25 protein-coding genes are annotated in these 26,590 nt (G+C 54.1%); 10 read left to right on the top strand and 15 right to left on the bottom strand.

Going from position 1 to position 26,590, the window contains the following annotated elements; genetic code table 11:
- Positions 1-37: 37 nt before the first annotated feature.
- From J4E05_RS08160 to J4E05_RS08175, 4 genes are all read right to left on the bottom strand, one after another.
- Positions 38-487 (bottom strand): CBS domain-containing protein, encoded by a 450-nt coding sequence (locus J4E05_RS08160; protein ID WP_085588653.1) that lies wholly within the window; start codon positions 485-487, stop codon positions 38-40.
- Between the two features lie 239 nt (positions 488-726).
- Positions 727-2,001, bottom strand: a complete 1,275-nt coding sequence (locus J4E05_RS08165) for an HlyC/CorC family transporter (RefSeq protein ID WP_349594160.1) — start codon at positions 1,999-2,001, stop codon at positions 727-729.
- 161 nt (positions 2,002-2,162) lie between these two features.
- Positions 2,163-3,281, bottom strand: coding sequence for a 3-dehydroquinate synthase (gene aroB / locus J4E05_RS08170; RefSeq protein WP_349594163.1), 1,119 nt, complete (start codon positions 3,279-3,281; stop codon positions 2,163-2,165).
- Positions 3,278-3,913: a shikimate kinase gene (locus J4E05_RS08175; protein WP_246832851.1), complete on the bottom strand. Its 636-nt coding sequence runs from the start codon at positions 3,911-3,913 to the stop codon at positions 3,278-3,280. The genes aroB and J4E05_RS08175 overlap by 4 nt, the downstream gene beginning before the upstream one ends.
- 394 nt (positions 3,914-4,307) lie before the next feature.
- On the opposite strand from J4E05_RS08175, the gene J4E05_RS08180 reads away from it, so the two are divergent.
- The 4 genes from J4E05_RS08180 to J4E05_RS08195 all read left to right on the top strand — a co-directional run bounded on the left by J4E05_RS08180 (position 4,308) and on the right by J4E05_RS08195 (position 9,932).
- Positions 4,308-6,317: an antifreeze glycopeptide gene (locus tag J4E05_RS08180; RefSeq protein WP_349594166.1), complete on the top strand. Its 2,010-nt coding sequence runs from the start codon at positions 4,308-4,310 to the stop codon at positions 6,315-6,317.
- A gap of 22 nt (positions 6,318-6,339) precedes the next feature.
- Entirely contained in the window at positions 6,340-7,278 is a 939-nt protein-coding gene (gene xerD / locus J4E05_RS08185; protein WP_349594169.1) for a site-specific tyrosine recombinase XerD, read from the top strand.
- A gap of 232 nt (positions 7,279-7,510) precedes the next feature.
- Positions 7,511-9,370 carry a GGDEF domain-containing protein gene (locus J4E05_RS08190; protein ID WP_246832849.1) on the top strand — a complete coding sequence of 620 codons (1,860 nt, stop codon included), beginning with the start codon at positions 7,511-7,513 and terminating at the stop codon, positions 9,368-9,370.
- Positions 9,371-9,575: 205 nt separating this feature from the next.
- Positions 9,576-9,932 carry a hypothetical protein gene (locus J4E05_RS08195; RefSeq protein WP_349594171.1) on the top strand — a complete coding sequence of 119 codons (357 nt, stop codon included), beginning with the start codon at positions 9,576-9,578 and terminating at the stop codon, positions 9,930-9,932.
- A 106-nt stretch (positions 9,933-10,038) separates the two neighbouring features.
- Here the strand turns inward: J4E05_RS08195 and J4E05_RS08200 are convergent, their stop codons facing one another.
- The 5 genes from J4E05_RS08200 to J4E05_RS08220 form a co-directional block, all read right to left on the bottom strand.
- Positions 10,039-10,689 (bottom strand): DUF459 domain-containing protein, encoded by a 651-nt coding sequence (locus tag J4E05_RS08200; RefSeq protein WP_349594174.1) that lies wholly within the window; start codon positions 10,687-10,689, stop codon positions 10,039-10,041.
- Complete coding sequence (locus tag J4E05_RS08205) at positions 10,686-12,020, bottom strand: CCA tRNA nucleotidyltransferase (protein ID WP_349594177.1); 1,335 nt, start codon at positions 12,018-12,020, stop codon at positions 10,686-10,688. Before J4E05_RS08205 ends, J4E05_RS08200 begins: the two co-directional genes overlap by 4 nt.
- Positions 12,021-12,074: 54 nt before the next feature.
- Complete coding sequence (locus J4E05_RS08210) at positions 12,075-12,368, bottom strand: hypothetical protein (protein ID WP_085588638.1); 294 nt, start codon at positions 12,366-12,368, stop codon at positions 12,075-12,077.
- Positions 12,369-12,448: 80 nt separating this feature from the next.
- Positions 12,449-13,105, bottom strand: a complete 657-nt coding sequence (locus tag J4E05_RS08215) for a CoA pyrophosphatase (protein ID WP_349594179.1) — start codon at positions 13,103-13,105, stop codon at positions 12,449-12,451.
- Positions 13,102-13,737, bottom strand: coding sequence for a DUF1285 domain-containing protein (locus tag J4E05_RS08220; protein WP_349594181.1), 636 nt, complete (start codon positions 13,735-13,737; stop codon positions 13,102-13,104). Before J4E05_RS08220 ends, J4E05_RS08215 begins: the two co-directional genes overlap by 4 nt.
- A 389-nt stretch (positions 13,738-14,126) precedes the next feature.
- On the opposite strand from J4E05_RS08220, the gene J4E05_RS08225 reads away from it, so the two are divergent.
- The 4 genes from J4E05_RS08225 to J4E05_RS08240 are packed head-to-tail and all read left to right on the top strand — an operon-like array spanning position 14,127 to position 21,020.
- A complete protein-coding gene (locus tag J4E05_RS08225) occupies positions 14,127-15,170 on the top strand; it encodes an AAA family ATPase (protein WP_349594183.1) in 1,044 nt (347 codons plus the stop codon).
- Positions 15,170-16,111 (top strand): DUF58 domain-containing protein, encoded by a 942-nt coding sequence (locus tag J4E05_RS08230; protein ID WP_349594186.1) that lies wholly within the window; start codon positions 15,170-15,172, stop codon positions 16,109-16,111. The genes J4E05_RS08225 and J4E05_RS08230 overlap by 1 nt, the downstream gene beginning before the upstream one ends.
- Positions 16,108-18,951, top strand: a complete 2,844-nt coding sequence (locus J4E05_RS08235; RefSeq protein WP_349594189.1) for a DUF4159 domain-containing protein — start codon at positions 16,108-16,110, stop codon at positions 18,949-18,951. The genes J4E05_RS08230 and J4E05_RS08235 overlap by 4 nt, the downstream gene beginning before the upstream one ends.
- Entirely contained in the window at positions 18,948-21,020 is a 2,073-nt protein-coding gene (locus J4E05_RS08240; protein WP_349594192.1) for a hypothetical protein, read from the top strand. Before J4E05_RS08235 ends, J4E05_RS08240 begins: the two co-directional genes overlap by 4 nt.
- 45 nt (positions 21,021-21,065) lie before the next feature.
- On the opposite strand, the gene J4E05_RS08245 is transcribed toward J4E05_RS08240, so the two are convergent.
- Entirely contained in the window at positions 21,066-22,019 is a 954-nt protein-coding gene (locus J4E05_RS08245) for a LysR family transcriptional regulator (protein ID WP_085588624.1), read from the bottom strand.
- A 174-nt stretch (positions 22,020-22,193) separates the two neighbouring features.
- Between J4E05_RS08245 and J4E05_RS08250 the strand changes: the two genes are divergently transcribed.
- Both J4E05_RS08250 and J4E05_RS08255 read left to right on the top strand, forming a co-directional pair.
- On the top strand, positions 22,194-23,159 hold the full coding sequence (locus J4E05_RS08250) for a glutathione S-transferase family protein (RefSeq protein ID WP_349594195.1): 966 nt from the start codon (positions 22,194-22,196) through the stop codon (positions 23,157-23,159).
- A gap of 98 nt (positions 23,160-23,257) precedes the next feature.
- On the top strand, positions 23,258-24,016 hold the full coding sequence (locus J4E05_RS08255) for a class I SAM-dependent methyltransferase (protein WP_349594198.1): 759 nt from the start codon (positions 23,258-23,260) through the stop codon (positions 24,014-24,016).
- Positions 24,017-24,090: 74 nt separating this feature from the next.
- Here J4E05_RS08255 and J4E05_RS08260 read toward each other — a convergent pair whose 3' ends face one another.
- The 5 genes from J4E05_RS08260 to J4E05_RS08280 form a co-directional block, all read right to left on the bottom strand.
- Complete coding sequence (locus J4E05_RS08260) at positions 24,091-24,594, bottom strand: F0F1 ATP synthase subunit B family protein (protein WP_085588618.1); 504 nt, start codon at positions 24,592-24,594, stop codon at positions 24,091-24,093.
- A 5-nt stretch (positions 24,595-24,599) separates the two neighbouring features.
- Positions 24,600-25,085 (bottom strand): F0F1 ATP synthase subunit B family protein, encoded by a 486-nt coding sequence (locus J4E05_RS08265; protein WP_085588616.1) that lies wholly within the window; start codon positions 25,083-25,085, stop codon positions 24,600-24,602.
- Positions 25,086-25,160: 75 nt separating this feature from the next.
- The gene (locus tag J4E05_RS08270) at positions 25,161-25,385 is read right to left on the bottom strand and encodes an ATP synthase subunit C family protein (protein WP_073953291.1); all 225 of its coding nucleotides are present in this window, start codon (positions 25,383-25,385) and stop codon (positions 25,161-25,163) included.
- Positions 25,386-25,446: 61 nt separating this feature from the next.
- The gene (locus J4E05_RS08275; protein ID WP_085588614.1) at positions 25,447-26,169 is read right to left on the bottom strand and encodes a F0F1 ATP synthase subunit A; all 723 of its coding nucleotides are present in this window, start codon (positions 26,167-26,169) and stop codon (positions 25,447-25,449) included.
- A gap of 33 nt (positions 26,170-26,202) precedes the next feature.
- Positions 26,203-26,559, bottom strand: coding sequence for an AtpZ/AtpI family protein (locus tag J4E05_RS08280; protein WP_245835220.1), 357 nt, complete (start codon positions 26,557-26,559; stop codon positions 26,203-26,205).
- Positions 26,560-26,590 lie beyond the last annotated feature (31 nt).

Raw genomic sequence — 26,590 nt, forward strand, 5'->3', positions numbered from 1 at the left:
ACCCTCAACATGAACGGTAAAATGCCCGTGACCAGCCCTAGGCAACGCCGTAATCAGAACCGAAAATGAACTTTTCCCGGTCGCGCACTTCGTCTTCCAGGCCAGCCTTGACCACGTTAAACAAATCGCGGATCGACACCATGCCAACAACCGTTTCCCCATCGAGCACAGGCAGGTGGCGATAGCGATGCGCGCTCATCAAAGCCAGGGCATCCTGGGCGTTATCATCAGGGCGCAAGGTATCGGGGTTGGTTGTCATCACATCAGCAAGGGCGGTTTTTGCAGGGTCAAGCTGCTTTGCAACCACCCGGTTCACCAAATCGCGCTCGGTAAAAATGCCGGAAAGCCGGGCGGAATTATCGACGATAAGCACGGCGCCAATTTTGCGTTCCGTCATCAATAAAACCGCATCCATCACGGAATCGGCAGGGTTCAGGGTGGCAAGGGATTGTTCCTTCACGAGACCCGGTACGATTTTTGTGTCCATTTTGTCTCTCTATGCGGTTTGCTGTTGCCATTTCATGACATCAGTGGTGACCGGCATATAACCGGTGCCGATGCCATCATGCCAATTTTAACCTATAAGTAGAACATTTACGACCATTTAACGCGCCATCATGTCTTTATCAAAACCGCAAATGCCACAGCCCGCAGCATTGCTGCGGGCTGTGGTGCATTGTAAACAAGGTTTGATTGCCTTGGCGGGGATGAATGATGCCTGTAGCGTCAGCTTTCATCCGTTGCGGGCACACTATCACCCAGCCGCAATTTAACCCGTGTCACCTGGTTTCGCACCCGGCGCAACACTTCAAATTCCAGCCCGTGAAACCGAAACAGCTGTCCGACATCGGGAATACGGCGGGTTTCATAAAGCAAAAGCCCGGCAATGGTCGCGGCTTCCTCGTCGGGCAGACGCCAGCCAAACCGGCGATTCAGGTCGCGAATGGTGACATCGCCGCGCACAATAACCGACCCGTCGGCCTGGGGTTGCACCCCCACCACCTCAACATCGGTTTCATCGGCAATATCGCCCACAATTTCTTCCAGAATATCTTCAAGCGATACGACACCTTCAAAGGCACCATATTCATCGACAACGATGGCAAAATGTTCGTGTCGTTCCTTAAATGCCTTTAACTGGTCGGCAAGGGTGGTGGAATCGGGAATAAACCATGGCTTGGCGGCCAGTTCGCGAACGGCCTGGGCGTTTTCCGGTTTATTGCCCCGCACAATTGCCTTTAACACTTCACGCGCATGCAACACGCCAACAATGTTGTCAGGGTCATTTTCATAAATCGGAATGCGCGTATGCGGACTGGCCAGCACCGTTTCCAGAATTTCATCCATCGAGCGCGAGACATCAATCATCTGCACCTTGCGTCGATGCACCATAATTTCCCAAACGCCAACATCATCAAGGTCCAGAATACCATGTAACATCGCGCGTTCGGCCTGATGATCGCCAATCACCTCGTCATCGGCATGCAGTTCAATCGCACCCCGCAATTCGCGCTCGCTATCCATGCCCGGGCCGTCACCACCGCCAAACAAATGCATGGTTGCCCGCACGATCACCTGAATGCTTTCCGTGACCGGGGCAAAAAGGGTGACCAGAAATTTCATCGGCCGGGCCACGCGCAACGCCATGCTGTCGGCATGTTTCAGCGCATAGGTTTTCGGCAGAATTTCTGCAAAAATCAGCACCAGGGCCGTCATCGCCGCCGTGGCATACACCACGCCATTGGGGCCAAAGGTGGCAATCATCACCGATGTTGCCATGGCCGATGCCAGAATATTAACCAGGTTATTACCCAGCAAAATAGCCCCGATCAGCCGTTCCTGACGTTCACGCAACCGGTTAACGATCCCGGCGCGGACATCACCATCCTGTTCCTTGTGATGCATGATCGAACGCGATGCTGCCGTCAGGGCCGTTTCCGACCCCGAAAAAAACGCCGACAGCATCAACAGGATAAAAATCACGATAACCGTGATTGTCATTTGGTCCCCTCGTTATCAAAAGAGCAACAATGGCCCTTCAACTTCAGCCCAACAATTTATCACCCCTGCCAGCTGCGATCACTAACGCTGACAGGAACAATCGATAAAGCCATCAGAAGCAACCGGGCGTATCGCATCAGGAGAAACACCCTGCAACCTGATTATCGGTTCTCGCATGACCGCGATATCGCAGAACGCATTTTGCCGACATCCATTTCGCGCGATGTAAATGCCTTGCCAATGCCCCGGGTCATGACAAATGTGATCTGACCGTCGCGAACTTTTTTATCGCGCGACATATGGCTGATCAACCGGTCCACATCCCAATGTACGCCCGAAATTTCGGCGGCCCGCACCGGCAGACCAACATTTTGCAAATGCGCAACGATCCGGGTTGTGTCCTGTGCCGGTGCCATGCCCATTGCGGCACACACATCATGCGCAATCACCATACCCATCGCAACGGCCTCGCCATGCAGTAAACGCCCGTCATAGCCCAGTTCGGCTTCAAACGAATGGCCAAAAGTGTGCCCGAGATTCAGCAACGCACGTTTGCCGTTTTCCCGTTCATCCTGCGACACGATCCGGGCCTTGGCAGCGCAACTGCGCATCACCGCCTGTTTGCGTTCCTCGCCATCCTTTGCGATAACCGCCGATGCATTTTCTTCCAGCCAGCTAAAAAATTCCGGGTCATCAATCAGGCCATATTTGGCAACCTCGGCATACCCTGCCAGAATTTCGCGTTTGGGCAGGGTATCAAGCACGGCTGTATCGGCCAGCACCAGCCGCGGCTGGTGAAACGCCCCGACCAGGTTTTTACCCGATCTGGAATTAATGCCGGTTTTACCACCAACCGAGCTGTCGACCTGCGACAGCAATGTTGTTGGAATTTGCACAAAATCCAGTCCGCGCAACAGCGATGCCGCGACGTAACCGGCCAGATCGCCAATTACCCCGCCGCCCAGCGCAATAATCAGCGTTGACCGTTCAATGCCAAGGGCCAGCACCTGTTCGACCACACTTTCAAAGGTGGCAAAACTTTTCGATGCTTCGCCCGCCGGAACCACAACACAATGATGCGCAATTCCAGCCTGATCAAGGGATGCCTGAACAGTTGGCAAATGCAGCTTTGCAACAGCAGCATCCGTAACAATGACCACCCCGGCCGATCTGGCAAACGGGGCAACATATGTGCCGGTATCAGGCAATAATCCGCTACCAATTACGATATCATAGCTGCGCGCCCCCAGATCGACGCGAAGGATTTCTGCACTATTCAAGGTTTCAACTTTCCATTGTCGCCAAAGGCCCCTGCCAAAGCAGCAAGAACCCCGTCGCGGGTATCCTCTTTCGAGGCATCGCCACAATCAAATGTTACATCGGCACCGGCATAAACCGGGTAACGCGTTTCAATCAGATCCGCCAGAATCTGGCGTGGATTTCCACTGTTTAACAACGGTCGATGCGGGCGCCCCGCCGTACGCTGCACCAAAACATCCAGATCGGCACGCAGCCAGACCGAAACACCTTTTTCCAAAATCAGTTTACGGGTTTGCTCACGGATAAAAGCCCCGCCACCGGTCGCCAGAACAACCGGTTCACCTTCCAGCAAACGTGCAATCACACGTTCCTCGCCATCGCGAAAGGCATCTTCGCCATACAGGCGAAAAATATCGGCAATCGAACAGCCGGCAGCTTCCTCGATTTCGCGGTCGGCATCGACAAAAGGCAGGTTAAGCGTTTTGGCAACCATACGCCCGATGCAGCTTTTACCAGCCCCCATCAGGCCGACAAAAACCAGTGACCGATTCCCTAGCCCGGCACCAATCTGCGCTGTTATATCCGTGTGCAAACCCGAATCGGCACTTTTGCTCTCCATGACCGGTTTGCAATCCTGTTTTACCATGTTCATACGGTCCCTTGACCGCTTGATACGTGTTGACACTGTTGTGTAATTCTTTAGGGCACGGTTGCGCGGAACGCAAGCAAACCGCATGTCGAATTTGCGATCAGTATGCCCAACTTCACCCTGATCGTAAAATTGACATGCAATTATTAACGTTCTCGGCCCTAGACTGCCTTGGTCCTGCCGAATTAGGATGTAACCAGTTTTTCGCAATATGGCTGATATCTCGGTCAGAACACCCAAAACAAAGCTTGAGAGCCCATGAAAATTCTATCCCGGATCATTCTGTTTCTGATTATCGCGGTTATCGCGGGCGGCGCCATTTTCCTTGTGACCTGGGATATACCGGCACCGACATCGCAAATCGAACAACCCATCCCTGATTCGAGGTTCAACTAAAATGCGTTCAGGCACCACCAGAGCCTGCGTCTTTGCCTGCCTGACCGGGTTGGGCGCGTTGATGCAGGTGATCCCCGCCCAGGCCCAGCAAGGCCCCGTTCCGTTGTTTTTGCAAAATCGCAACGCCGATACCCAAACCCCGCCGCAAGACGGGGCACCGGCCAACGGCACAGCAACAACTGCACCGGTACAAGGCGGCGAAACTTCGGGTGGTGCCACAGGAACAAGCATACCGCAGGGGCCAAACGGTGTTTTTGGCTGGGGCAATAATGCCTCTGGCCAAAACTACCCGACGGACCCGGACGCGGTACAAACGCTTGAACTAAACGCTGTTGATGCCGAATCGGTCGGGATACTGGATCGCAATTCGGGCGGGCTGGGTGTTGACATGTGGTCTGGCACCAGCCGTCTTACCGCCGCCCGCCTGATTGATGCCCTGCCCGACCATCCGGCCAACCACGCCATGCGCAATCTGGAACGGCGCATATTGCTAAGTATCGCGGCCGCCCCTGCCGACCACAAGGATATCAGTCTTCTGGCGCATCGCATTGCCAAGCTGCAATCAATGGGGGCTTACGGGGATGTTGCCCGTTTAATCAGTGTCACATCGCGCAATCAGCCTGAGGCGGAACTTGCCCAGGCCGAAATCAACGCGCTGCTGGTTACCGGCCAGCTTGACGATGCCTGTGCCGCGATTGACGGGTATGGCACACAGTTCGACACATCCTTCTGGTTAAAGGCAGCCGTTTATTGCCAGCTTCGCGCAAAGAACAACTCATCCGCCAGCTTTAGCACCGATCTGGTTCGCGAGGTTGAAGGTGAAAGCGACAAACTGTTTTTTGCCCTGAACAAGGCCATTCGCACCGGCAGCAATGTATCACCCGACCTGTTGGTTAACTTGCGGCCGCTTGACGTTGCAATGCTGGAACTGACCAAACAGGGCCTGCCCGCAAGCCTTTTGCAAAACGCCGATGCACCGACCCTGATCGCATTTGTCAAAAGCGCCAACACCGCGACCGATTTAAAGCTGGAAGCAGCCCGCCTTGCCGAACAGCAGGGATACATCACAACCGACGAACTCGGCGCAGTATACAACAGCATTACATTCAGTTCAGTTGAACTTGAAGGTGTGCTTGATGATGCCAGCGAACAGACACCCGCCCGCGAATATGCCAAACTTTATCAGGCCGCGGCCAAATCCGATGTCCCGGCCGCACGGGCCGAAATTCTGGCCCATATGTATGATAATGCGCGCAACAATGGCGATTACGGCCAGGTTGCACGTCTATGCGCACCCCTGCTTGAAGATATTCCCATCAATAACGATTTTGCCTGGTTTGCTACCGATGCCATTGCCGCATCAATTTACAGCAACGACCTTGAACGGGCGGGCGGCTGGCTGGCGCAGGCCAAAGCATCAGCCAATGCCGGTAATTCCATTGAAAGCCGCCTGATCGTGCTCTATCCCGCGCTGGTTCTGTCGGGGTTGGAAGATACCGGTACCACCGATGGTGCCGCGGGCAACGGCCCCGATTCGGCACCTAATTACGGGTTAGGGGGGGCTGTTAAACCAACCCCGCCCATGACCGAAAATGCACCGACATCGCAAGCACAGGCCCGCCATCGCGCCCGCATGGATGAGTGGGCCGAACAGCAAATGGCACGCGACGACCAGGTTGAGGCACGTCATGACGCCGAACAGGTCTATAGCCTGTTTGCCGCTTTTGGCATCGAGGTTCCCGAAAAATTCTGGGATAGCCTTCTGGTTCAACCCTATGTCGTTTCGGGTGCGGTTCCCAATGCCGGGGTGGTTCACACACTGGCACAGGCGGCGCGCGCCAATCAGCGGGCCACTGTGGCGTCACTGGTGGTTATTGCCAATGGCGGCATCGGTGCCGATTTGCAAAACCCGGTATCGCTTGGCCAATCGGTGAATGCCCTTAACATGGTGGGGCTGGATGGTGACGCCCGGCGCATTGCCGTTGAAATCATTATGGAAAGTGGCCTGTAAACGGCCTTTGGCAAAGGATAACATGGTGACACACCCGCGCGATTCCCGGCTTGTTTCCGACTTTCTGGAAATGATGGCGGCCGAACGGGGAGCCAGCCGCCATACGCTTGATGCCTATCGCCGCGATCTTGAAGATTATCAGGCGTCGTTGCATGGTGCGAAAACCGATATGTCACAGGCCCAACCTGATGATGTACGCCGCTATCTTAATGAACTGGCCGATGCCGGGCTGGCAGCACGTACGCAGGCCCGGCACCTGTCTGCGGTGCGGCAGTTTCATAAATTCATTTACGGCGAAGGCATTCGCAACGACGACCCCGCCGCCCATATAGACAGCCCGCGCCTGGGGACGGTTCTGCCCAAATTTTTAACCACCGGCGAAATCGACCGCCTGATCAAAACCGCCAACCAGCAAGAAGGCATCAAGGGCATCCGCCTTTTGACAATGGTGGAATTGCTTTATGCCACCGGAATGCGGGTAAGCGAACTGGTTGAACTGCCCTTTAGTGCCGTTGCCCGTGATCCACAAATGCTGATCGTGCAGGGCAAGGGTAACAAGGAACGGCTGGTTCCCTTGTCGGCCCCGGCCAAACGGGCACTGATTGATTATATTAAAATCCGCGACGCGTTTATCCCGCTCGATCATGGCGGACAACCGGGAAAATCGACCTATCTGTTTCCATCCCGGGGCAAAACCGGTCATCTCACCCGACAAATGTTCTTAAACATGATCAAGGATCTGGCCCTTAACGCCGGGATTGAACCATCGCGGGTATCGCCCCATGTGTTGCGCCATTCCTTTGCCAGCCATCTTTTGGCCAACGGGGCCGATTTACGCAGCCTGCAGCAAATGCTGGGGCATTCAGATATCTCCACAACACAGATTTATACGCATCTGATCGAGTCCCGATTGCGCGGGCTGGTACAGGAACATCACCCGCTGGCGCATCGAAAGCCCTGATCAACACACGCAAGCCGCGTGATGCCCGTTTAAACATGGCCTATCAGACAATACCAAGGTATAATAAATTCAGACCTTATACGGGCAAATTTTACGCTTGGCTGATGTTGTCATATATTCGTCATTCAACTGTCATCAGACTGATACCAATAGTGCGCTACCAGCATGGTTATTGCAGCCTGACCTAAATAACAGGGTTGCTCAATAATCCGCTGCGCGAGGGTAAATGAGCGTGACGCTCAGATCCGATAATACCACCGTTCCAATGTCCACTCCTGCGCATCGGTTAGTGCCGCGCGACTGGCCCCACATCATTGAAACGATAGATTTCGCCTTTCAACCGATTATCAGCACCCATACCGGGCGCGTTTTCGGATACGAAGCCCTGTTGCGTAACTGGGCCGAGGCGGGCTTTACATCAATACAGGATGTGTTTGATACCGCATGGGAAACCGGCGTTCTTCATAGCGTGGACATGCAGTTTCGCGCTGTTGCCATCAACAAATTTGCCCGTCTGCCTGGTGCCGGTAAACTAAAACTGTTTTATAATTTTGACAGCCGCGTTGTCCGCACAACCGATTACCGCCCGGGGCAAACTGTCGAACTTCTAACAGCGGCCGGGCTGGAACCAGATGCGATATGTCTGGAGATTTCCGAACGCCACGACATCAGCCACGCCCATAATTTTCAGGATATCCTGCTGCGTTACCGGGCGCAGGGTTTCAAGGTTGCAATTGATGATTACGGCAGCGGCTTTGCCCAGATGCGCGCCCTTTACGAATGCGAACCCGACATCATCAAAATTGACCGCTTTTTTATTGATGGCATGGACAAGGACCGGCGCAAGGAACTGTTTGTGACCCAGATTACCGGTTTTTCACATTTGATAGGCGCCCAGGTTGTTGCCGAAGGTGTTGAAACACTGGAAGAACTGATGTGTTGCCGTCGAATTGGCTGTGATTTCATTCAGGGATTTTTTGTTGCAAAACCGTCTGTAATCCTGCCCGAACGCACAGACATCATCCCGGAAATTGCCGATGTTCTAAACCGCCACCGTCGTCAGGGCGATCATGACGGCGAACTGCTGCGATCCTTCATGATCGAGGCACAGGCCGTTCCTGACACCATAAAACCCAACGACATTCTGGATTTTTTCCAGAAAAATGCCGATTCAACCATTGTCCCGGTGATCAACCGCCGCGACGAACCGGTTGGCATTATTCGCGATTCCGATTTCAAGGCATTCATCTACACCCCGTTTGGCCGTGAATTGCTGCAAAACCCGTCCAACCGCGCCTATATGTCACGGTTTTTGCGCCGTTGCCCGTCAGCCGATATTCGCACCAGCCTGTCGGAACTGCTTGAAACCTTTGTCACCGCCGACACACTTGATGGTTTGATCCTGACAGAAGATGGCCGGTATCTGGGTGTGCTGGACCAGCGTGCCCTGTTGCGTGCGGTCAACGAACGCAACACCCTGAACGCCCGCGATGAAAACCCGTTAACCCGACTTCCCGGCAACAGCGCCATTTATCGCTATGCCGCCAATGCCCTGTCACATCCCCGTCGGCGCCGTTTTGCGGTTTATTTCGATTTTGACAATTTCAAACCGTTTAACGATCGCTATGGTTTCCGCCAGGGTGACCGGGCAATTTTATTGTTCAAGGATATTCTGGGCAAAGCCCTAAGCCAGAATGCATGGTTCATTGGACATATCGGCGGTGACGATTTTTTTGCCTATGTACAATCAATCGACTTTGAAGAAGCCGTTTCTGCCGTGCGGCGTGCGCAGGCCATGTTCGACGAGGAAATCAAAAGTTTCTACGATCCGAAAACCCGGGAAAACGGCTTTTTGCAGGGCAAAGGGCGCGACGGCATTGATAAACATTTTCCACTTATGACGGTAAGTGCGGCGTTAATCCGGGTGCCGCCGGAGCGCACCGATATCACCCTGGACCATATTTCAACCGAAGCGGCAAAACTGAAAGATCTGGCCAAAAACAGCCCGGATCGCTTTGCCAGTTCGATCTATGAAAATGACGATTCGGATAACGAAATCAACCCGGCGTCAGAAACAAACGAAACATCCTGATACCGCGGCGAAAACACAAACAACGGCACGAAAAATAATCTTTTAATATCAAATCATTAACCAGCATGAATCCAGGCGTTCGCCAATTGATCACCCTGTGTTGCCTGACGAAAAAAAACGCTTCCCTCTAATGACGGCTTGATTATGATGTCTGGCTTGTCAGATTGAATTTCAATCGCTGTTTTTCGCGGATACGCTGCACGCCATGATCGGCAAAATTGGTTCTGGATATAACATTGCTGTTCCTGCGGCCCTGCGCCCTGTTGCGCCGGTTGCCGAACGTGCGGCGCGTGGCGATTTTGACAAAACCATCGACCAGACGGGCGCAGCCGTCACCCCGTCATCGCAACGCGATACTGTTGCAGACGATAATGGCGCGCAGCCGCAACCACGCCAACCTCAAAATGCCCTTGCCAACACCGCGTCAAATGCCTATTCCGCCGTCACCATCGATGCGGATGAGCCCCAAAATACGGCAACCGGTTATGGCAATGGCGGCAAAATATCCAATCTTACCGCCCTTTCCCAACCCCGGGGCAGCATTGTCGATTTGATCGCGTGATCAATTAATCGCGGTCGGGCTGCATCTTTTTTACGTTGCTATATCGGCCCCCTGTAGCGGCCACCAGTTCCGACAAATGGCTGTCACATATAGCGATGCGGCAAAATCAGCCATTCATTGCAAAAACATTGCGCCAGCCCTGCCACTGCCAAATCATTTCGGCCAACAAATCATAGCCCGCTGTATCAGGATGATACCCATCGCCCCGGCGCAGGGCGCGTTGCCATGTTTCATCATTCCGGGTGCGCTCAAACACATCAAAATACGGAATTTCCAATCCGCGTGCGGTTTCTGCAAACAGCTGGTTTAAACCTTCCAGTCGTTCATTCACGATCTTGCTGGACCGCCCGCCATCAATAACGGCCTGGGGACCAACCCACAATGTCGGGGCCATTTCACGTGCCCTGGTCATGATATCGGTTGCATTGGCAAGGGATTGGGCATGGGAAACCCGCATTGTGGTCTCCTCGCCGCGTTCCTGGGCGTGGTTGGCATCATTCAAACCAAAACAAAATACCAGTACTAGCGGAAATTCATCCGCCTTGCGGCGCGTGGCATCGTCGTACCAGCGGTTCTTTAAATCGCTGCTGGTTTCGGCACGAATGCCCAAATTATAAATCGTCGCATCCAGCCCGATATCGTTTAACAAACGTTGGCCCAGGCGCATGGGCCAGCCGCCCTTTTGCGCATCGCGCACCCCGTTAACCAGACTATCGCCAAAAAAACAAACCCGATGGCCAATAATACGATCTGTCATTCTCTCTCCTCGGGCGGGTTGTTCTTCGTATCCTGATCGGGAATATGGTCAGCCATATAGGCCATTAACGCCGCGTGATCCGGCGTCATATCATGTTCCAGCCAGTATTCCTCGGCCAAACGCAACAATTGCCCCATCAACGGGCCAGGCGGCACCAGTTTGGCCGCCAAAATATCGCGGCCCTTTACCGGCAATTGCGGGGCTTGCCAGGCGTGTGCCTGCGCCAGCATGTGTTGCCAGCGGGCGTTTTCACCCGGTATTGGCCGCGCCGATAAAGCCGCACGTTCCCCCCACGCCATAATTACCGCATCCCGAAACGCCTCAGCCCCCAAATGATACAAATGGCGGCGAATGCGTTTATCATCCATCACGTTGTCAATCAGACGAAAGCTGGCGCTCATCAATGAAAACCGCTCAACCTCGTCGTTGGATAATCGCAAGGATCGGGCAAACCGGGCGGCGTGGGCAATGGCTTTGTCACCGGTTTCTGGCGATGTAAAAAGTGCGGCCATCCGGCGTAACGGGTCTATGCCAATTGCCGGGTCGGCCAAAGCCGTGGTTTCAAGCCATTCAACAATACGAAGCCGCGGAATGTTTGAAAGTTCGGGCAAAATAACCGGCAACACCGAAAACCCCACCATATCGCCGATGGTCGCGGCGGGGTTTTTGGCGCGCAGCAATTTAAACATTTCATCGCGAATACGTTCGCTGGAAATATCACGCAGGCCAATGGCCCCTTTACGGCAGGCTTCCGCCCCGATCGCATCCAGGGGCGGACGGCCAAAATAGGCAAAAAAGCGGAAAAACCGCAAAATGCGAAGGTAATCCTCGGCAATACGATCTTCAGCAACACCAATGAAACGCACCTTGCCAATTCGCAAATCGGCTTCGCCATCAAACGGGTCATAAATGGTGCCATTCGGGTCACAATACAGGGCATTAAAGGTAAAATCGCGGCGTTTGGCATCTAACAGCCAGTTATCGGTAAAGGCGACCTCGGCATGGCGGCCATCGGTGGTCACATCCACCCGCAAGGTGGTAATTTCATAGGAATAATCATTAATAACGGCGGTAACTGTGCCGTGCTGCAACCCGGTCGGAATAACCCGGATACCCGCCTTTTCCAAAGCAGCCATACAGATATCGGGTTTTAAATCGCAGGCAATATCCACATCCCCCAAATCGCGCGCCAGCAAGGCATCACGCACAATTCCGCCGACATAACGCGCCGTTCCGCCCTGTTGTCGCAGGGCTGAAAACAATTGCGCTGTTTCGGCGGCGGCCATCACACCATAAGGGGCCAAATGGCCAGTGGGTTCGAACTTTGTCATGCGTATTCTTGCGTGGGATCAAACAGGGACATAACGGCTGGAAACCGGTTTTGGTTATTCCGGTTTTTTGGGTTCAAAATAGCCCGGCGTAATAACACCGTCTTTTAATTCCGGCGCATGATAAACAGAATCGGGTGAGGACCCGCTTGTCAGGGCGGTAAAAACCAAAATGCTTCCGGCGAGAAAAACACCAATAAAAAACAGTAAAAGCCAGGGGCCCTGATCCCACGGTGGAATAACTTCGTGTCCCTCGCGGATCGCCTTGGCACGGGCGTATTTCAACCAAAGTGAATAAATCACAAACGGCAAAATAATCGGCAAACCAATCTGGATAATTTCGCGCAGCATGGCAGCTTTCTTTCTAAATTATCACAACGGCATCAATGGCACGCCATGGCCGCAAAGCCAAATCATTCGGCCCGATAATGCTATTTTACTGTTGGCCGGGTCACATCTTGCGAATGGGCGCGTAACACATCGCTAAAATTCACCAACATTCCTGCCGTTGCCCCCCAAATATAATATTGCCGATAGGGAATGGCAAAATAACGCCGTTTTGCCCCTTCAAAATCCACCGTTTGCAGTTTCTGGTTACCGGGTTCAAGAATAAAGGACAATGGCACTTCAAAAACCTCGTCCACCTCAAACGGGTCTGCAACAATATCAAAGGGCGGGGTAATGATGCCAACAATTGGCGTCACCTGAAAACCGGTCACGGTATAATAATCGTTCAACCGGCCAATCAGGCGGATATGGCGCCGATGCAACCCGATTTCCTCTTCGGTTTCACGAAGAGCCGTTTCTTCCAGATCGGCGTCCTCATCTTCCTTGCGGCCACCGGGAAAACTGATTTGCCCGGCATGTGCCTTTAAATGCGCCGTACGCCGGGTTAAAATAACCGACAATCCCTCAGTTCGCTGCACCAGCGGCATCAATACCGCCGCCGGGCGGGATTTAAGCTCTCCCTCGGCGAAGGCGCGCGCCCGTGACCGGGAACCGGGAAAATCAACCGCGTGGTCGCCTACACGCAATTCAAGGGCATCACGCGGGGCCTTTAAGGCCGCCATAATATTTTCAGGTGTCATACGTCATCATTCTCCACGGTACCGATTTTAAAGAACCGTCCGTGGCTGTAAACGCCAATCGCTGTTTGGGTGCTATCAGGTGCGGTAATTTCTTCGGCCCAATCCACCAGTTGATAAAAACTGGCGCGGTTCAAACGGGCCTCAAGCCCGCGATCCAGTGCAATATAGGGCGATGGCTCGCCTGTTTCGGGGTTTTCCTCAACACGCAAGGGGTGGTTTTCGTCAAGTTCAACCCACTGGTCAATATTGGTCCGCATTCGGATAATGTCGGTTTTGGCTACAGAATCAACCTGGTCCGTTGGCCCGGTATTGATACTGGTTTCGCTATTCACGCTATCGCGAACGACCTCCACCACAACAAAGGCGGCATCTTCAACCTCGATGCGTGCCATTTCAGCCGGGGTCACCAGCCAGTGCCCGCCATCTTCGTCGCGCTGTAAAACGGTGGAAAATAATTTAACCAGCTCCATTCGGCCAATCGGCCCGCCTTGATAATACCATGTTCCATCACGATTTATGGACATGGGAATATCACCGCATATTTGTGGATGGCGGCCGGACGGCGGCTTGCCACTACGCAGACGTTTCCACAGGTTTTCGGCAAGATCGACAGTTTTATCGTTTTGGGTCATGCTATACACTTACGGTCAAGGTTTCCAACATACCCTGATCAGGGTCTTGGCCTATTAATATGATAACAATGGCAACCGTTATGATAGCGAAATACAAGGAAAAGCTCGCAGAGCGTAACGGATTTCCGGTCAGACGACCTGGCGACGGTGTTCGCAATTATAACGGTTGTCCTTCAGGACCGAGCGGGTTTGCGCAGGCTGTCTTGTCACAAAATCGGGAAATATCTACAACTTTTCACGATTTTTCTTCGCCTATCGGCACAATTCCGACCGTCCATTGCAATCATATTAATAGGTCATAACCTTAAGCTAGTTTACGATCCGGGAATTGCCAGTCTGTGTGACAGCCCGATAGTGCCAATGCAACAGAGGATGCAGAATTTACGGCCATGACAAACACGCAGCACTTTCCTGAAGAATTCGGCATGTCGCGCGCCAGCAGCCTCGAACAGGATGCCGCCCGCCTTGATGCCTGTGTTGTCCGTCTGGGCGAAGCCCGCGATATGATCGCGTCCATTATCTTTGGCCAGGACGACGCCGTTGACCAGACATTGATCGGCATTCTGGCCGGTGGTCATGTTTTAATGGTCGGTGCGCCCGGTCTTGGCAAATCGCTAATGGCGCATACCCTTGGCAAGGCATTGGGCCTGCTTGACAAACGTGTGCAATTTACCCCCGACCTGATGCCTGCCGATATTTTAGGGTCTGAAGTCCTTGAAGACGGGCCGGATGGCAAACGGGCCTTTCGCTTTATCAAGGGGCCGGTTTTTTGCCAGCTTTTGCTGGCTGATGAAATCAACCGCGCCAGCCCGCGCACGCAATCGGCCTTGCTACAGGCGATGCAGGAACGCGAAATTTCGGTCGCCGGTTACAGCCATGCCCTGCCCATGCCCTTTCATGTGCTGGCCACCCAGAACCCGCTGGAACAGGAAGGCACCTATCCCCTGCCCGAAGCCCAGCTTGACCGCTTTTTGCTTGAGGTTCGGCTGGCCTATCCCGATCAGGATGCCGAACGGCGCATTGTTGCCCAAACCACGGGCAGCCAAATGAATCGTCCCCGCCAGATTTTGCATACCGATGAACTGATCGAAGCACAGGGCTTTGTGCGACGCCTGCCAATGCCCGACCGCGTGCTTGATACCATTATTACCCTGTGCCGGGCCTGCCGCCCCGAAAGCACAAGTTTTGACGATATCGCCAATAATGTTGCCTGGGGACCGGGCACGCGCGCCGCACAATCGCTGTCGCTGGCTTGTCGGGCGCGCGCCATGTTGCAGGGGCGGTTTGCCCCGTCGCTTGACGATATTTCAGCATTGGCAGTACCGGTTCTACGCCACCGTTTCGGGCTGACATATGGTGCCCGCGCCGACGGTTTTTCGGCCGCATCCCTGATTACCGATGTTTTATCTAGAATAAGGGACCAACAAGCATAATGGTGCCTGCGCGCAATTTGCCCGATCAGATTGCCGCCGCCCGTTCACTGGCGGCGCGACTGCCGCAACTTGTTGACGAATCCAGGCGGCTGGCAACAGCCCTGCGCAGTGGCCTGCATGGCAACCGCAAGGTTGGCCCCGGCAGCGATTTCTGGCAATTTCGCCCCTATGTTGCAGGCGACCCCGCCGGGCAAATCGACTGGCGTCGATCTGCGCGCAGCGACAATACCTTTATTCGCCAAACTGAATGGCAGGCCAGCCACACCTACTGGATCTGGCCGGTATTTAGTGTTTCGTCTTTCTGGTCATCTAACAATAAAAACCAGCCCAAGGCAGACCGCATGATGGTTATCGCCCTGGCCCTGGCTGATTTGTTATTGCGAAACGGCGAAACAGTTGGCGCGTTTGACCTGCCCCATACCCGTATCACCACGCACGACCAACTGGTAAAACTGGGCCATGCGATGCTATCTGCCCCGGCCAATATCGACAATGATGGCACCCACATTCACCCTGGCCGTAAACACAGCGTGCTGATTTTGGCCGACTTTCTTGAATTTGCGACCCCGGACCGCTCGCCAGCGGCCAGCCTGCGCCGGTTGGCGCATAACCAGAATGACGGGGCGCTTATTCAGGTTCTCGACCCGGCCGAATGCCTGCCCGATTTTGCCGGGCGCATTAATTTTACCGATAACGACGACAACATCATTTTTCATAGCGAAAAATTTGAAGACCAGCGCGACGAATTTATTCGCAAAAGCCAAAAGTGGCGCGCAAGAATTCGTGACGCAACAATGGCCTGCCAGTGGCTATATGATTTGCACGTCATCGACCAAAACCCAAGCCAGACATTGCTGGCCCTGTATCAGCACATAACAGAACGCCCCGACAATGGCGGTGCCATGGCTCCACGCACGCCACGCACAGGTCAGCGCCCATGATATTTGGCGCGATCACGTTTTTATACCCTGCCCTTCTTGCCGGCTTATTATTATTGCCGGTTTTGTGGCTGATCATTCGTAGCGCCCCGCGCCGCCCGCGCAGAATTCATTTTCCGGCTGCCCGTTTGTTACTCGGTGCCACCAATAACCGTCGCAATGCCGAACGGTCGCCGTTATGGCAAACAATTTTACGCAGCCTGATCCTGCTGGCGCTGATTTTGGCAGCGGCCCACCCGGTGTTAAACAAAACCGACTACGCCCCTGAAAACGGGGCCATGCTGGTGATGGTTGATAACAGCTGGTCCAGTGCCGCCAACTGGCCCCAATACCGGCAAGGCATGAAACAGATTGTTAATCAGGCCCGGTTAAACAACCAGTCTGTTTTCATCGGAATTACAGCCCCCGAAGCCGCTGGCGCAAACAGCACCGATCTGCCCCCCTTGCAAGGGCCGCTTTCCCCGCACGATGCCCAAAACGCATTTGACCGGCTGCAACCCCACCCATGGGCACCGGCCTACCCGTTGCTGGCAACCCAAATTGCCGGGCGGCAGGATATTACCAACGCCATTGCCAGCGCCATTCTGTTAACCAACGATATTGATGAACCGGGTAAAGCCAGCCTTGCCGAAGACCTGTCAACGGTATCACCATTGATTGTTGTCCACCCTGCTGCCAACCCCGATAACGGCACGCTTGCCATCACGGCGCTGACCCGCAACCGCAACGGCATGGCTGTTACCCTGGGTCACACCCAACAAGCGGACAGTCGCCAAACCACACTGGTTGCCCGCAATGACCGGGGCCAAATTATTTTGCGCCATCCCGTAACCATAGCCGCACAAACCGCACATACCGATATCGAGGTACCCTTACCGGGCGATATTGCCAACGCAATCCAGACGGTGGGCCTTATCAACGTCGAAAGTGCTGCGGCCCTGTTTCAAACCGGCGCAAAATGGCAGCAACGCAAAGTTGGTATTGTTGTCAGTTCGGGCGAAGGGCCCGTATTGCTGTCAGACAGGTATTTTTTCCTCGACCGGGCAATTTCGCCTTATGCCAATGTTACTTATGGCACCTTGGCAAGTTTACTGGCCGACACCCCTGATGTTCTTGTCGCCACCGGCAATATAGCGGGCCTGGGCAGCCAGCAAGGGGCGTTAACACGCTGGATTGACAATGGCGGAATGCTGGTTCGTTTTGCCGGTGACGCCACCAGCAGCCCGGATGACCGTTTTTTGCCCGTCACATTACGCCTGGGCAACCGGGATTTTGGCGGGTCCATGTCGTGGGAACGCCCCAAACATCTTGCCCGTTTTGAAGGAAACAGCCCGTTTTTTGGCCTGTCCGTTCCCGAGGAAATAACCGTAACCCGGCAATTACTGGCCGAACCCGACCGCGATATTGTTGAAAAAACCTGGTCCCGCCTGACCGATGGAACGCCATTAATCACAAGTATTCCCCAAAATGCGGGTCGCATTGTTTTGTTCCACGTCACCCCGTGGGCGGACTGGTCCAATTTGCCAATGTCGGGGTTATTTGTGCAAATCTGGCAGCGCCTGTTACCGCTTGCCAGCCCGGATGAACAATCTTCATCGCAAATCCGCACCCTGCTTCCGCCGCAATCCATCCTTGATGCGTTTGGCCGCGCCCATCAGCCCGACCCGACCGTACTGGCCCTGCAATCAGATCGTGACATGCCGACCCCGCGCCACCCGCCGGGGATATACGGGCAAAACGGCCAGGCTGTTGCGCATAATCTCGGCCCACATATTGGCGGGCTCGACAATCCGGTTCGCTGGCCCGATCAGGTTCAAATCAAAACCCTGGCCGACGACACGCAGGTTGATCTGGCGACAATTTGTATATTTGCGGCATTCTGCCTGTTTTTAATCGACACCCTGATCGTCATTTTAACCAGCGCAACCAGCCGGTTTCAGGGGCACAGGCGGGGGCGGAAAATAACCCGTGCCCAGGCACAGGCACAGGCCGACAAAAACAGGGCCATGGCACCGTCGCCACAAACAAAGTCATCGTCGACAAAAACCTTGACCCTGCTGGTTCTTGTCCTGGCAGGGGCGGCGCTAACAACCGGGTTGGGCAATATAGGGCAGGCCCATGCGCAGGAAACAACACCCCTGCAGGATTTTCAGGCCGCACTGCACCCGCGCCTGGCCTATATGCATACCGGGGTTGCCGCAATTGACAGGCTAAGCCATGCCGGGCTTTCAGGGCTAACCGACATCTTGCGTAAACGCACGGCGGCTGACCTGGCATCACCTGTGATGGTTAACCCGCAAAGCGATGATCTAAGTTTTTACCCGCTTATTTACTGGCCCCTGGCCGAGGGGCAGGCCGAACTTTCCGCCTATGGCCGTGAACAGTTAAACCGTTATCTTGCCAATGGCGGCATGGTCCTGATCGACAGTCGCGACCGGGAAGTTGAACCGGCACGGTTACGCCGCCTGCTTGAGGGTATTGAAATTCCCACATTGGCGCGGGCACCGCGCGACCATATCGTATTTCGCAGCTTCTATTTGCTTGATCAGGCCTATGGCCGGTTTGATGCCGCATTATGGGTTGATGCCCGCCCCGACCCGCGCCTTGACGGCGTATCATCGGTGTTGTTTGGCGGCAATGACTGGGCGGCATCCTGGGTCAGCACCCGGCTGGAGCTTGAACAATATGGTACGGCCACCAGCAACCCGATAGACGACATTTCGCCGCGCCAGCACGAATTAGCCCTGCGATTTGGCGTTAATCTGGTCATTTATGCCCTGACCGGCAGCTATAAGGGGGATCAGGTGCATTTGCCTGCCATCCTTGAAAGGCTGGGTCGATGATCAGCTTGCAGGATTTTCAGATCAATCCGTTGATCACGCCCGGGTGGCTGGGCATTTTGGCCCTGATTGCCATTGGCCTTGTCATATTATGCCTGATGCTGCGGTTGCGCGGTGGTATCTGGCGTGCGGGCATGATGGCCCTGTTATTAATCGGTTTGCTGGCCCCCCAATTTACCGATCAGTCACGTGAAAAACTCAGCGATATTGTGCTGGTTCTGGCTGACCGTTCCGCAAGCCAGCAACTGGGGAACAGAACCGTCCAAACCGATCAGGCAATCGAGGCATTGCACCAGAAATACGACAATGACCCCGATATTGACCTTCGGGTCGAAAATGTAGCTGGCGAAACCCGAACCGACATGTTCGCCGCCCTTGACCGGCTGTTGGGGGGCATTCCGCGCGAAAGGCTGGCCGGGGTTGTTATGATCACCGATGGTCAGGTTCACGATGTCCCCGTTAGCCTGCATCTTGATGCCCCGCTTCATGCCCTGATCACGGGCACCCGGGACGAACGTGACCGCCGCCTGCAAATGCATCAGAATGTGGATTACGGCATTGTCGGCAAAGATGCCGAATTCATTGTCGAGGCGATCGACCCCGATATAACCGCGGGTAACCCGATAAGTGTGACCCTGCTGCAGGAAGACGGCACGGTGCGCCGGTTTAACGTTCCTGCCAATCAGAAAACATCCATTACCATTCCCATCACCCATGCCGGGCCGGTGATTGCCGAGCTGCGTATGGCTGCCCTTCGCGATGAAGCCGATACCACCAACAACCGTCTTATTCTGGAAACCACCGGCGTTCGCGACCGGTTGCGGGTTTTGCTGTTGTCAGGCGAACCACACCCGGGCGAACGCGCCTGGCGCAATTTGCTGCGCGCCGACCCTGGCGTTGATCTGGTTCATTTCACTATCTTACGCCCACCTGAAAAAGGCGACGATACCCCGATCAACGAACTGGCTTTGATCCCGTTTCCTATCCGCGATCTGTTTGAAGTTCGCCTTAAACAGTTTGATCTGGTTATTTTTGACCGTTACCAGCGCCGCGGGGTGCTGCCGGTGCAGTATCTGGAAAAGGTTGTTGAATATGTTCAGGGTGGCGGTGCGGCATTGGTGGTGGCCGGACCGGAATATATTGCGCCCGATGGCCTGGCCGATACGGTGCTGGGGCAAATGATGCCGCTTGATGCCACCGGCCGTATTCTGGAACAGGGATTTATTCCCACGGTAAACGACACCGGAAGGCTGCATCCGGTGACGTCGGCCATTGCCGGGCCACGTCAGGCGACCCATCGCTGGGGGCACTGGTACCGGCAAATTGAAACCCGGCAAACCAACGCACAGGCCATGACGGTGATGACAGGTATTAATGACCTGCCCTTGTTAACCATGTCACGGGTGGGCGAAGGACGGGCAGCAATTTTAACCAGCGACCAGATGTGGCTGTGGCAACGCGGCCACGATGGTGGCGGCCCGATTGCCGAATTACTGCGCCGGTTGTCGCACTGGTTAATGAAGGAACCCGCCCTGGAAGAAAACACCATCACCACCACCCGGTCAGCCGATGGCGCATCGCTTGATTTGACATGGCGTAAAATCGGGGCAGCCCCGCAAACGGCAACCGCAATCGACCCGGTAACGTTAAGCGCAATCAATGCCCCGTTTACCCGCCAGTCAGATCAGACATGGCAGGCAAACATACCCATTGCGCAACACGGCCTTATCCGTATTACGGCCCGGGATGCCAAAGGAAAAAGCCAGACCGCCCTGCATGTGGATCGCGATGTTTTAACCAGTGAACGGCGCAACACCACATCTACAACCGAAATTCTGGGTAAAATTGTTGCCGCCAATAACGGCTATATCGGCCGCATTGAAAACGGCCTGCCCGCGTTTCGCCGGGTCACCCGCGATAGCAGCTGGAACGGGCCAAAATGGGTCGGAATGGTCCAAACTGAAAGCTACCGAACCCTTATTGGCACAACAAACAATCTGTTACCCTTACCCGCCCTGGCGATTATCGGGGTGATTTTGTGCCTGTTTGGCTGGCGGCGCGAAACACGCTAAATGCCCGGGTTTCTGTATCCGCCATCAGGCTTCATCCATGGTCTTCTATTGGCGATTGTCATCTTTCTTCAGGGTCGCGCAGGGACCGCGCATTTCGGTGGCCAACCCGGCATTAAACCGTTCAACCAGAAAATCGATAAACAGGCGCACTTTGGTCGGCAGGTGGCGGCGCTCGGGGTAAACCGCATATATGCCGCCCCCAAGACGCGTTGAATATTCCGTCAAAACCGGTACGAGCTCGCCACTATGCAGGGCATCGGCAATGATAAATTCCGGCTCGGACGCAATCCCCAAACCCCGTTTGGCGGCAACGGCAGTAAATTCGCCGTTATTGCACCATAAAACAGGGTTCACGCGCACACTTGTCTTTCCATCGGGTCCTTCAAATTCCCAAATATTGGGGTTGGGAACGTTGGTATAGGCAATAACATCGTGATCGCTTAAATCGCCAGGATGTTTGGGCATACCGTGTTTTTCAATATAATCGGGTGATGCCACCAGCTGACCATGGAAAACAGCCAGCTTGCGGGCTATCATATTGGCATCAAGCTGACGTGCGACCCGCACGGCCATATCAAACCCCTCGGCCACCAGATCAACCATATGGTCGGCAAGATGAATATCCACCTTCAGGCCGGGGTAAAGCAGCATAAAGTCGGCCACGACATTCGGCAAAAACCGCTGACCAAATGTCAGCGGGGCAGAGATACGCAAAATACCGCGCGGGGTGCCACGCAAATCGGTCAGGGCATGTTCAGCGGTTTCGATTTCTTCGACCACGCGGGCGCAATGCAAATAAAATGTCGATCCGGCATCGGTCAGGCTTAACCGGCGCGTCGTGCGATTTAACAGACGAATGCCAAGGCTGTCTTCCAGTTTGGTCACATGTTTACTAACGGCGGATTTGGACATGCCAAGTTTGCGTGCCGCCCCGGAAAAACTTTGTTCTTCCACTACCCGGGCGAAAACCGTCATGCCATCAAGATTACCAATAAGCATCGCATCATCCTTGCTTTACCGCCTGCGTCACGCCAACTGTTGCGCATTTGGAAACAAATTAATGTCACATCACCCCATTGCCTTCAACTTGGAAAACGTCAAGATTGTAAACAACACAAACCAAACTTAATGGCCGGCGCTGTTTTGCCCCTGGCCACGACAAAGGAAGCTGAAATGGGATTGTTAATTGACGGTGTATGGAAAGACCAATGGTACGACACCAAATCCACCGGCGGTAAATTCAAACGCCAGGACAGTGCCTTTCGCCATCAGATTTCATCCGATAACACCGGCCCTTTCCCGGCTGAAAAGGGCCGCTATCATTTATATGTATCCTATGCCTGCCCCTGGGCTCATCGCGCCCTGATCTTTCGCAGTCTGAAAGGACTGGAAGACATGATATCGGTTTCGGTGGTGCATTGGCGCATGCTGGAAAATGGCTGGGAATTTTCAGCCAAAGACGGCCTTGGCGATGACCTTGGCGATCGCGATTTCATGCATCAGGTCTATACCGATGTCGATCCGAAATATACAGGCCGGGTCACAGTGCCAGTGCTGTGGGACAAAAAAACCGGGCAGATTGTAAATAACGAATCGTCCGAGATTATCCGCATGCTCAACACCGCCTTTGACGGGTTGGGCGCAACCCCGGGCGATTATTACCCGCAACATCTGCGGGCCGAAATTGATGCCGTAAACGAACGCGTTTACAACGATGTAAATAACGGCGTTTACAAATCGGGCTTCGCCACCACGCAAGATGCGTATGAAACCGCCGTCACATCGCTATTTTCAGCGCTGGACTGGCTTGAAAACCGTCTGGATCAACACCGCTTTCTGGTTGGCAATCACTTGACCGAGGCAGACTGGCGCCTGTTCACCACCCTGGTGCGCTTTGATCCGGTTTATCACGGCCATTTCAAATGCAATATCCGAATGTTGAAAGACTATCCCAACCTGTGGACCTATACCCGCGATCTTTATCAACATCCCGGTATCGCCGAGACGGTCCATTTTGATCATATCAAGGGCCATTATTACGAAAGCCACACCATGATCAACCCGACCGGGGTCGTGCCGCTTGGCCCGGATCTGGATTTTACCGCCCCGCACGACCGCCTAAAACGATTTGAAAGTTAGGGTGTCGCGCCAAACACCCTAGCCACCTGACCAACTTGCACCTTGCCATCAAACAGGTCACAAAGTTTACCTCCCGACCTGTTTGATGGTGACCGACAATGCCTTCGATCCAGAATATCTATGATGATCCCACCTTCCATGAAGGGTATCGTTCCCTGCGAGAATCCGGTACCGGCTTAAACGATGTTCTGGAACAACCGGCCCTGCGGTCCCTGTTACCCAAAAGCCTGACCGGGCTGGATATTCTCGATTTGGGATGTGGTTTTGGCGATTTCGCCCGTTATGCCCGCCAACAACAGGCCGCTTCGGTAAGCTGCATGGATATATCGGCCAAAATGCTGGCCGCAGCACAGCAAATGACAGACGACACGGCAATCGTCTTTGCCAAAGGCACAATTGAAAACCTTGCAGCAACCCCCTTTGCCAACAGCCAGTTTGATTTGATCGTGTCGTCACTGGCACTACATTATGTGGCTGATTATCGGGCTGCACTTTCAGATATTACAGCCCGGTTAAAGCCTGGCGGCAGATTGCTGTTTTCGGTTGAACATCCAATATGCACCGCACTGGCTGCCCAGAAATGGCACCAGGATGAAGCGGGAAACGACCTGTTCTGGCCAGTGGATAATTACCGCGACGAAGGCCCAAGACATACACGATGGTTTGTTGACGGTGTGATCAAGTATCACCGCACCACTGAGTCTTACGTCAACGGACTGCTTGATGCAGGCTTACAGATAATTCGGCTGCTGGAACCGGAACCGCAAAAAGAAGCGACCGATGCCAAATGGAACAACCACCGTCGGCGTCCGCCCTTTTTATTACTGGCCGCCCAAAAGCCGCGACCGCGATGGTAAAGCCGAACCCGTGAACGAAAAAACCCCCAAGGCACGAACCAAGGGGGTTTTAACTTTTGAAATGCGGACCTGAATTAATTCAGGCGGCCTTTGATTTCAGAAATCGCACTATCAACCAGTTCATCAGCCTTTGCGCCGGTAACATTTTTTGTCACCATCGCGAGGGTCGCCTGCGTGGCGATTTCGGCCACATGGGCACGAACTTCTGCCACAGCCTGGGCTTCCAGGTTGCTGATCCGGTCCATGGCTTGCTGTTCACGGCGCTTGAGCGACGCTTCAAGTTCGGCCTTGGCATTAACCAGCATGCGGTCCGCTTCGGACTTGGCATGGGCGCGGATTTCGTCGGCCTCTTTAAGGGCTTCGCGCTGCTTGGCCTGATATTTGGCCAGAAGCTCCTGAGCTTCTTCACGCAGGCGCTGCGCTTCGTCAAGTTCGTTGGAAATCTTGCCAGCGCGTTTATCAAGCGCTGCCGAGATCGCCTTTACAACCTTGTAGCCGCCAAAAATGACAACAAACAGGAACGCAAAGGTAACCCAGGTTTCCGGATTGGTGAAGAAACTACCGTGTTCTGCTTCCATGGCGTTTATTCCCCAATCACTGCCGCAACCGCATTTTCAGCGGTTTTGGTCTGAACCTTGACACCGATCAGCTTTGCAGTTGCTTCGCGGGCAATATCAGCCGCGGCTTCAGACACACCGCTCAACGCGGTTGTCTTGGCTTGTGCAATCCGCTTTTCGGCGGCGGATGTCTTTTCAGACAGCTTCCTGGCCATTGCTTCGGTCTCGGCAGCCTGCTGTGCAGTTGCCTTTTCCGATGCTTCGCGAATATCGGCATGGGCGGCATCCCGGGCTTCTGCCAGGGCTGCTTCATACCGTGCGATGGCGGCATCGGTTTCGTCTTTCAACGCCCGCGCCTTGCCAAGATTGTCTTCAATAGTCTTGTGACGGCGTTCAAGAACGTCACCAACTTTTGGCAGGGCAATTTTCGACATCAAAATATAGAGAATGGCGAAAACAACAACCAGCCAGAAAATCTGGGACGGGAACGACGTAATATCAAACTGCGGCATAGCCTACTCCCGAATTCAACGACGCCGGCGAGAGTTCACCCTCGCCGGGCCGAGTATTCGCGCAAAAGGCGCCGATTAGCCGAACAGAACGATCAGCGCAACGACGAGTGCGAACAATGCAATAGCTTCGGTAACGGCAAAGCCGATCCAGCCATAAAGTTCAACATCAGCTTTGGCAGCCGGGTTACGGCCAACAGTTGCGATCAGGCTCGACCAAATGTTACCCACCCCGATACCGGCACCAATCATACCAATAGCAGCCAGGCCAGCACCGATCATCTTTGCAGCATCGAGTTCCATAACTTCACCCTTTCGAATTTCTTAAAGGCAATAAGAAAAGATCACACCAGTCCACAGCACATCAGTGCATGTGGATTGCATCATGGAGATAGATGCAGGTGAGAATTGTGTAAACATAGGCCTGAAGCGCGGCAATGCCGAACTCCAGAACGGTAATCCCCGTCAGCATCGCAAAAGGAAGCACGCCGAATATGCCGATAAGTCCGACGAATCCACCAATCACTTTCAACATGATATGGCCGACCGTCATATTTGCGAACAGTCGGATAGCCAGGCTGAACGGACGAGAGAAATAGGAAATGATTTCGATCGGGATCAAAATGATCGCAGTCGCTATCGGGGCACCTTCCGGAAAGAACATACGCAAATAATGCGTTCCGTGGCGCGCAAAGCCGATAATCGTCACACCGACAAAAATCACCAGAGCCATCGCGAAAGTCACGATAATGTGGCTCGTGAAAGCAAAGCCGTGCGGGATCATACCAAGAAGGTTCCCGAACAGCACAAACATAAACAGCGTGAAAACAAACGGGAAATACTTGCGCCCGGCGGTTCCCACATTATCTTTGAGCATGTTGGCGACGAATTCATACATCACCTCGGCAGCGCCCTGCCAGCGACCTGGCACCAGTGCGCCACGACGCATGCTCATCGTCATAAATCCCGTTACGAGAACGGCTGCGATCACCATCCAAAGGGCGGAATTGGTGAAGGAAACATCAAAGCCACCTACCGAAAGATCGGCCAACGGCTTGATTTCAAACTGCTCTAGCGGTCCAGCCACCGTAATCCTCGCTCAATCTTGTCAGGCCAAGGATTATTCCTTGTCCCCCTGCTTGGGCTTCCCCATCGCGCGCCCAAGTCCAATGGCACTATCATAGCCTTTGGCTGCGCGATAGGCGTTAAGTCCCCCGGCACCTGCCCCAAGAATGACAAAAAGGACAAGCAACAAAGGCATCGTATTAAAAAACCGGTCCAGTCCCCAACCAATCAGCAACCCGACAACAACAGCAGCGATCATTTCCGCTGATATCCGCATGCCGAGCGCCATGCCCGCCGATGAACTTTTCCGGCCTCCCGAAACCGGGCCTCGCTTTTCTTCACGCCGCCCGGCAACTGCCGTTAATTTGCGATCCAGTTCGGCTAACGAAGCGCGATCTTTTTCTTCGCTCATCGTAACGAACTCCGCTGTAACAGCCTTGCTG

The organism is Thalassospira sp. NFXS8 (genome assembly GCF_040148805.1).
Lineage (GTDB): Bacteria > Pseudomonadota > Alphaproteobacteria > Rhodospirillales > Thalassospiraceae > Thalassospira.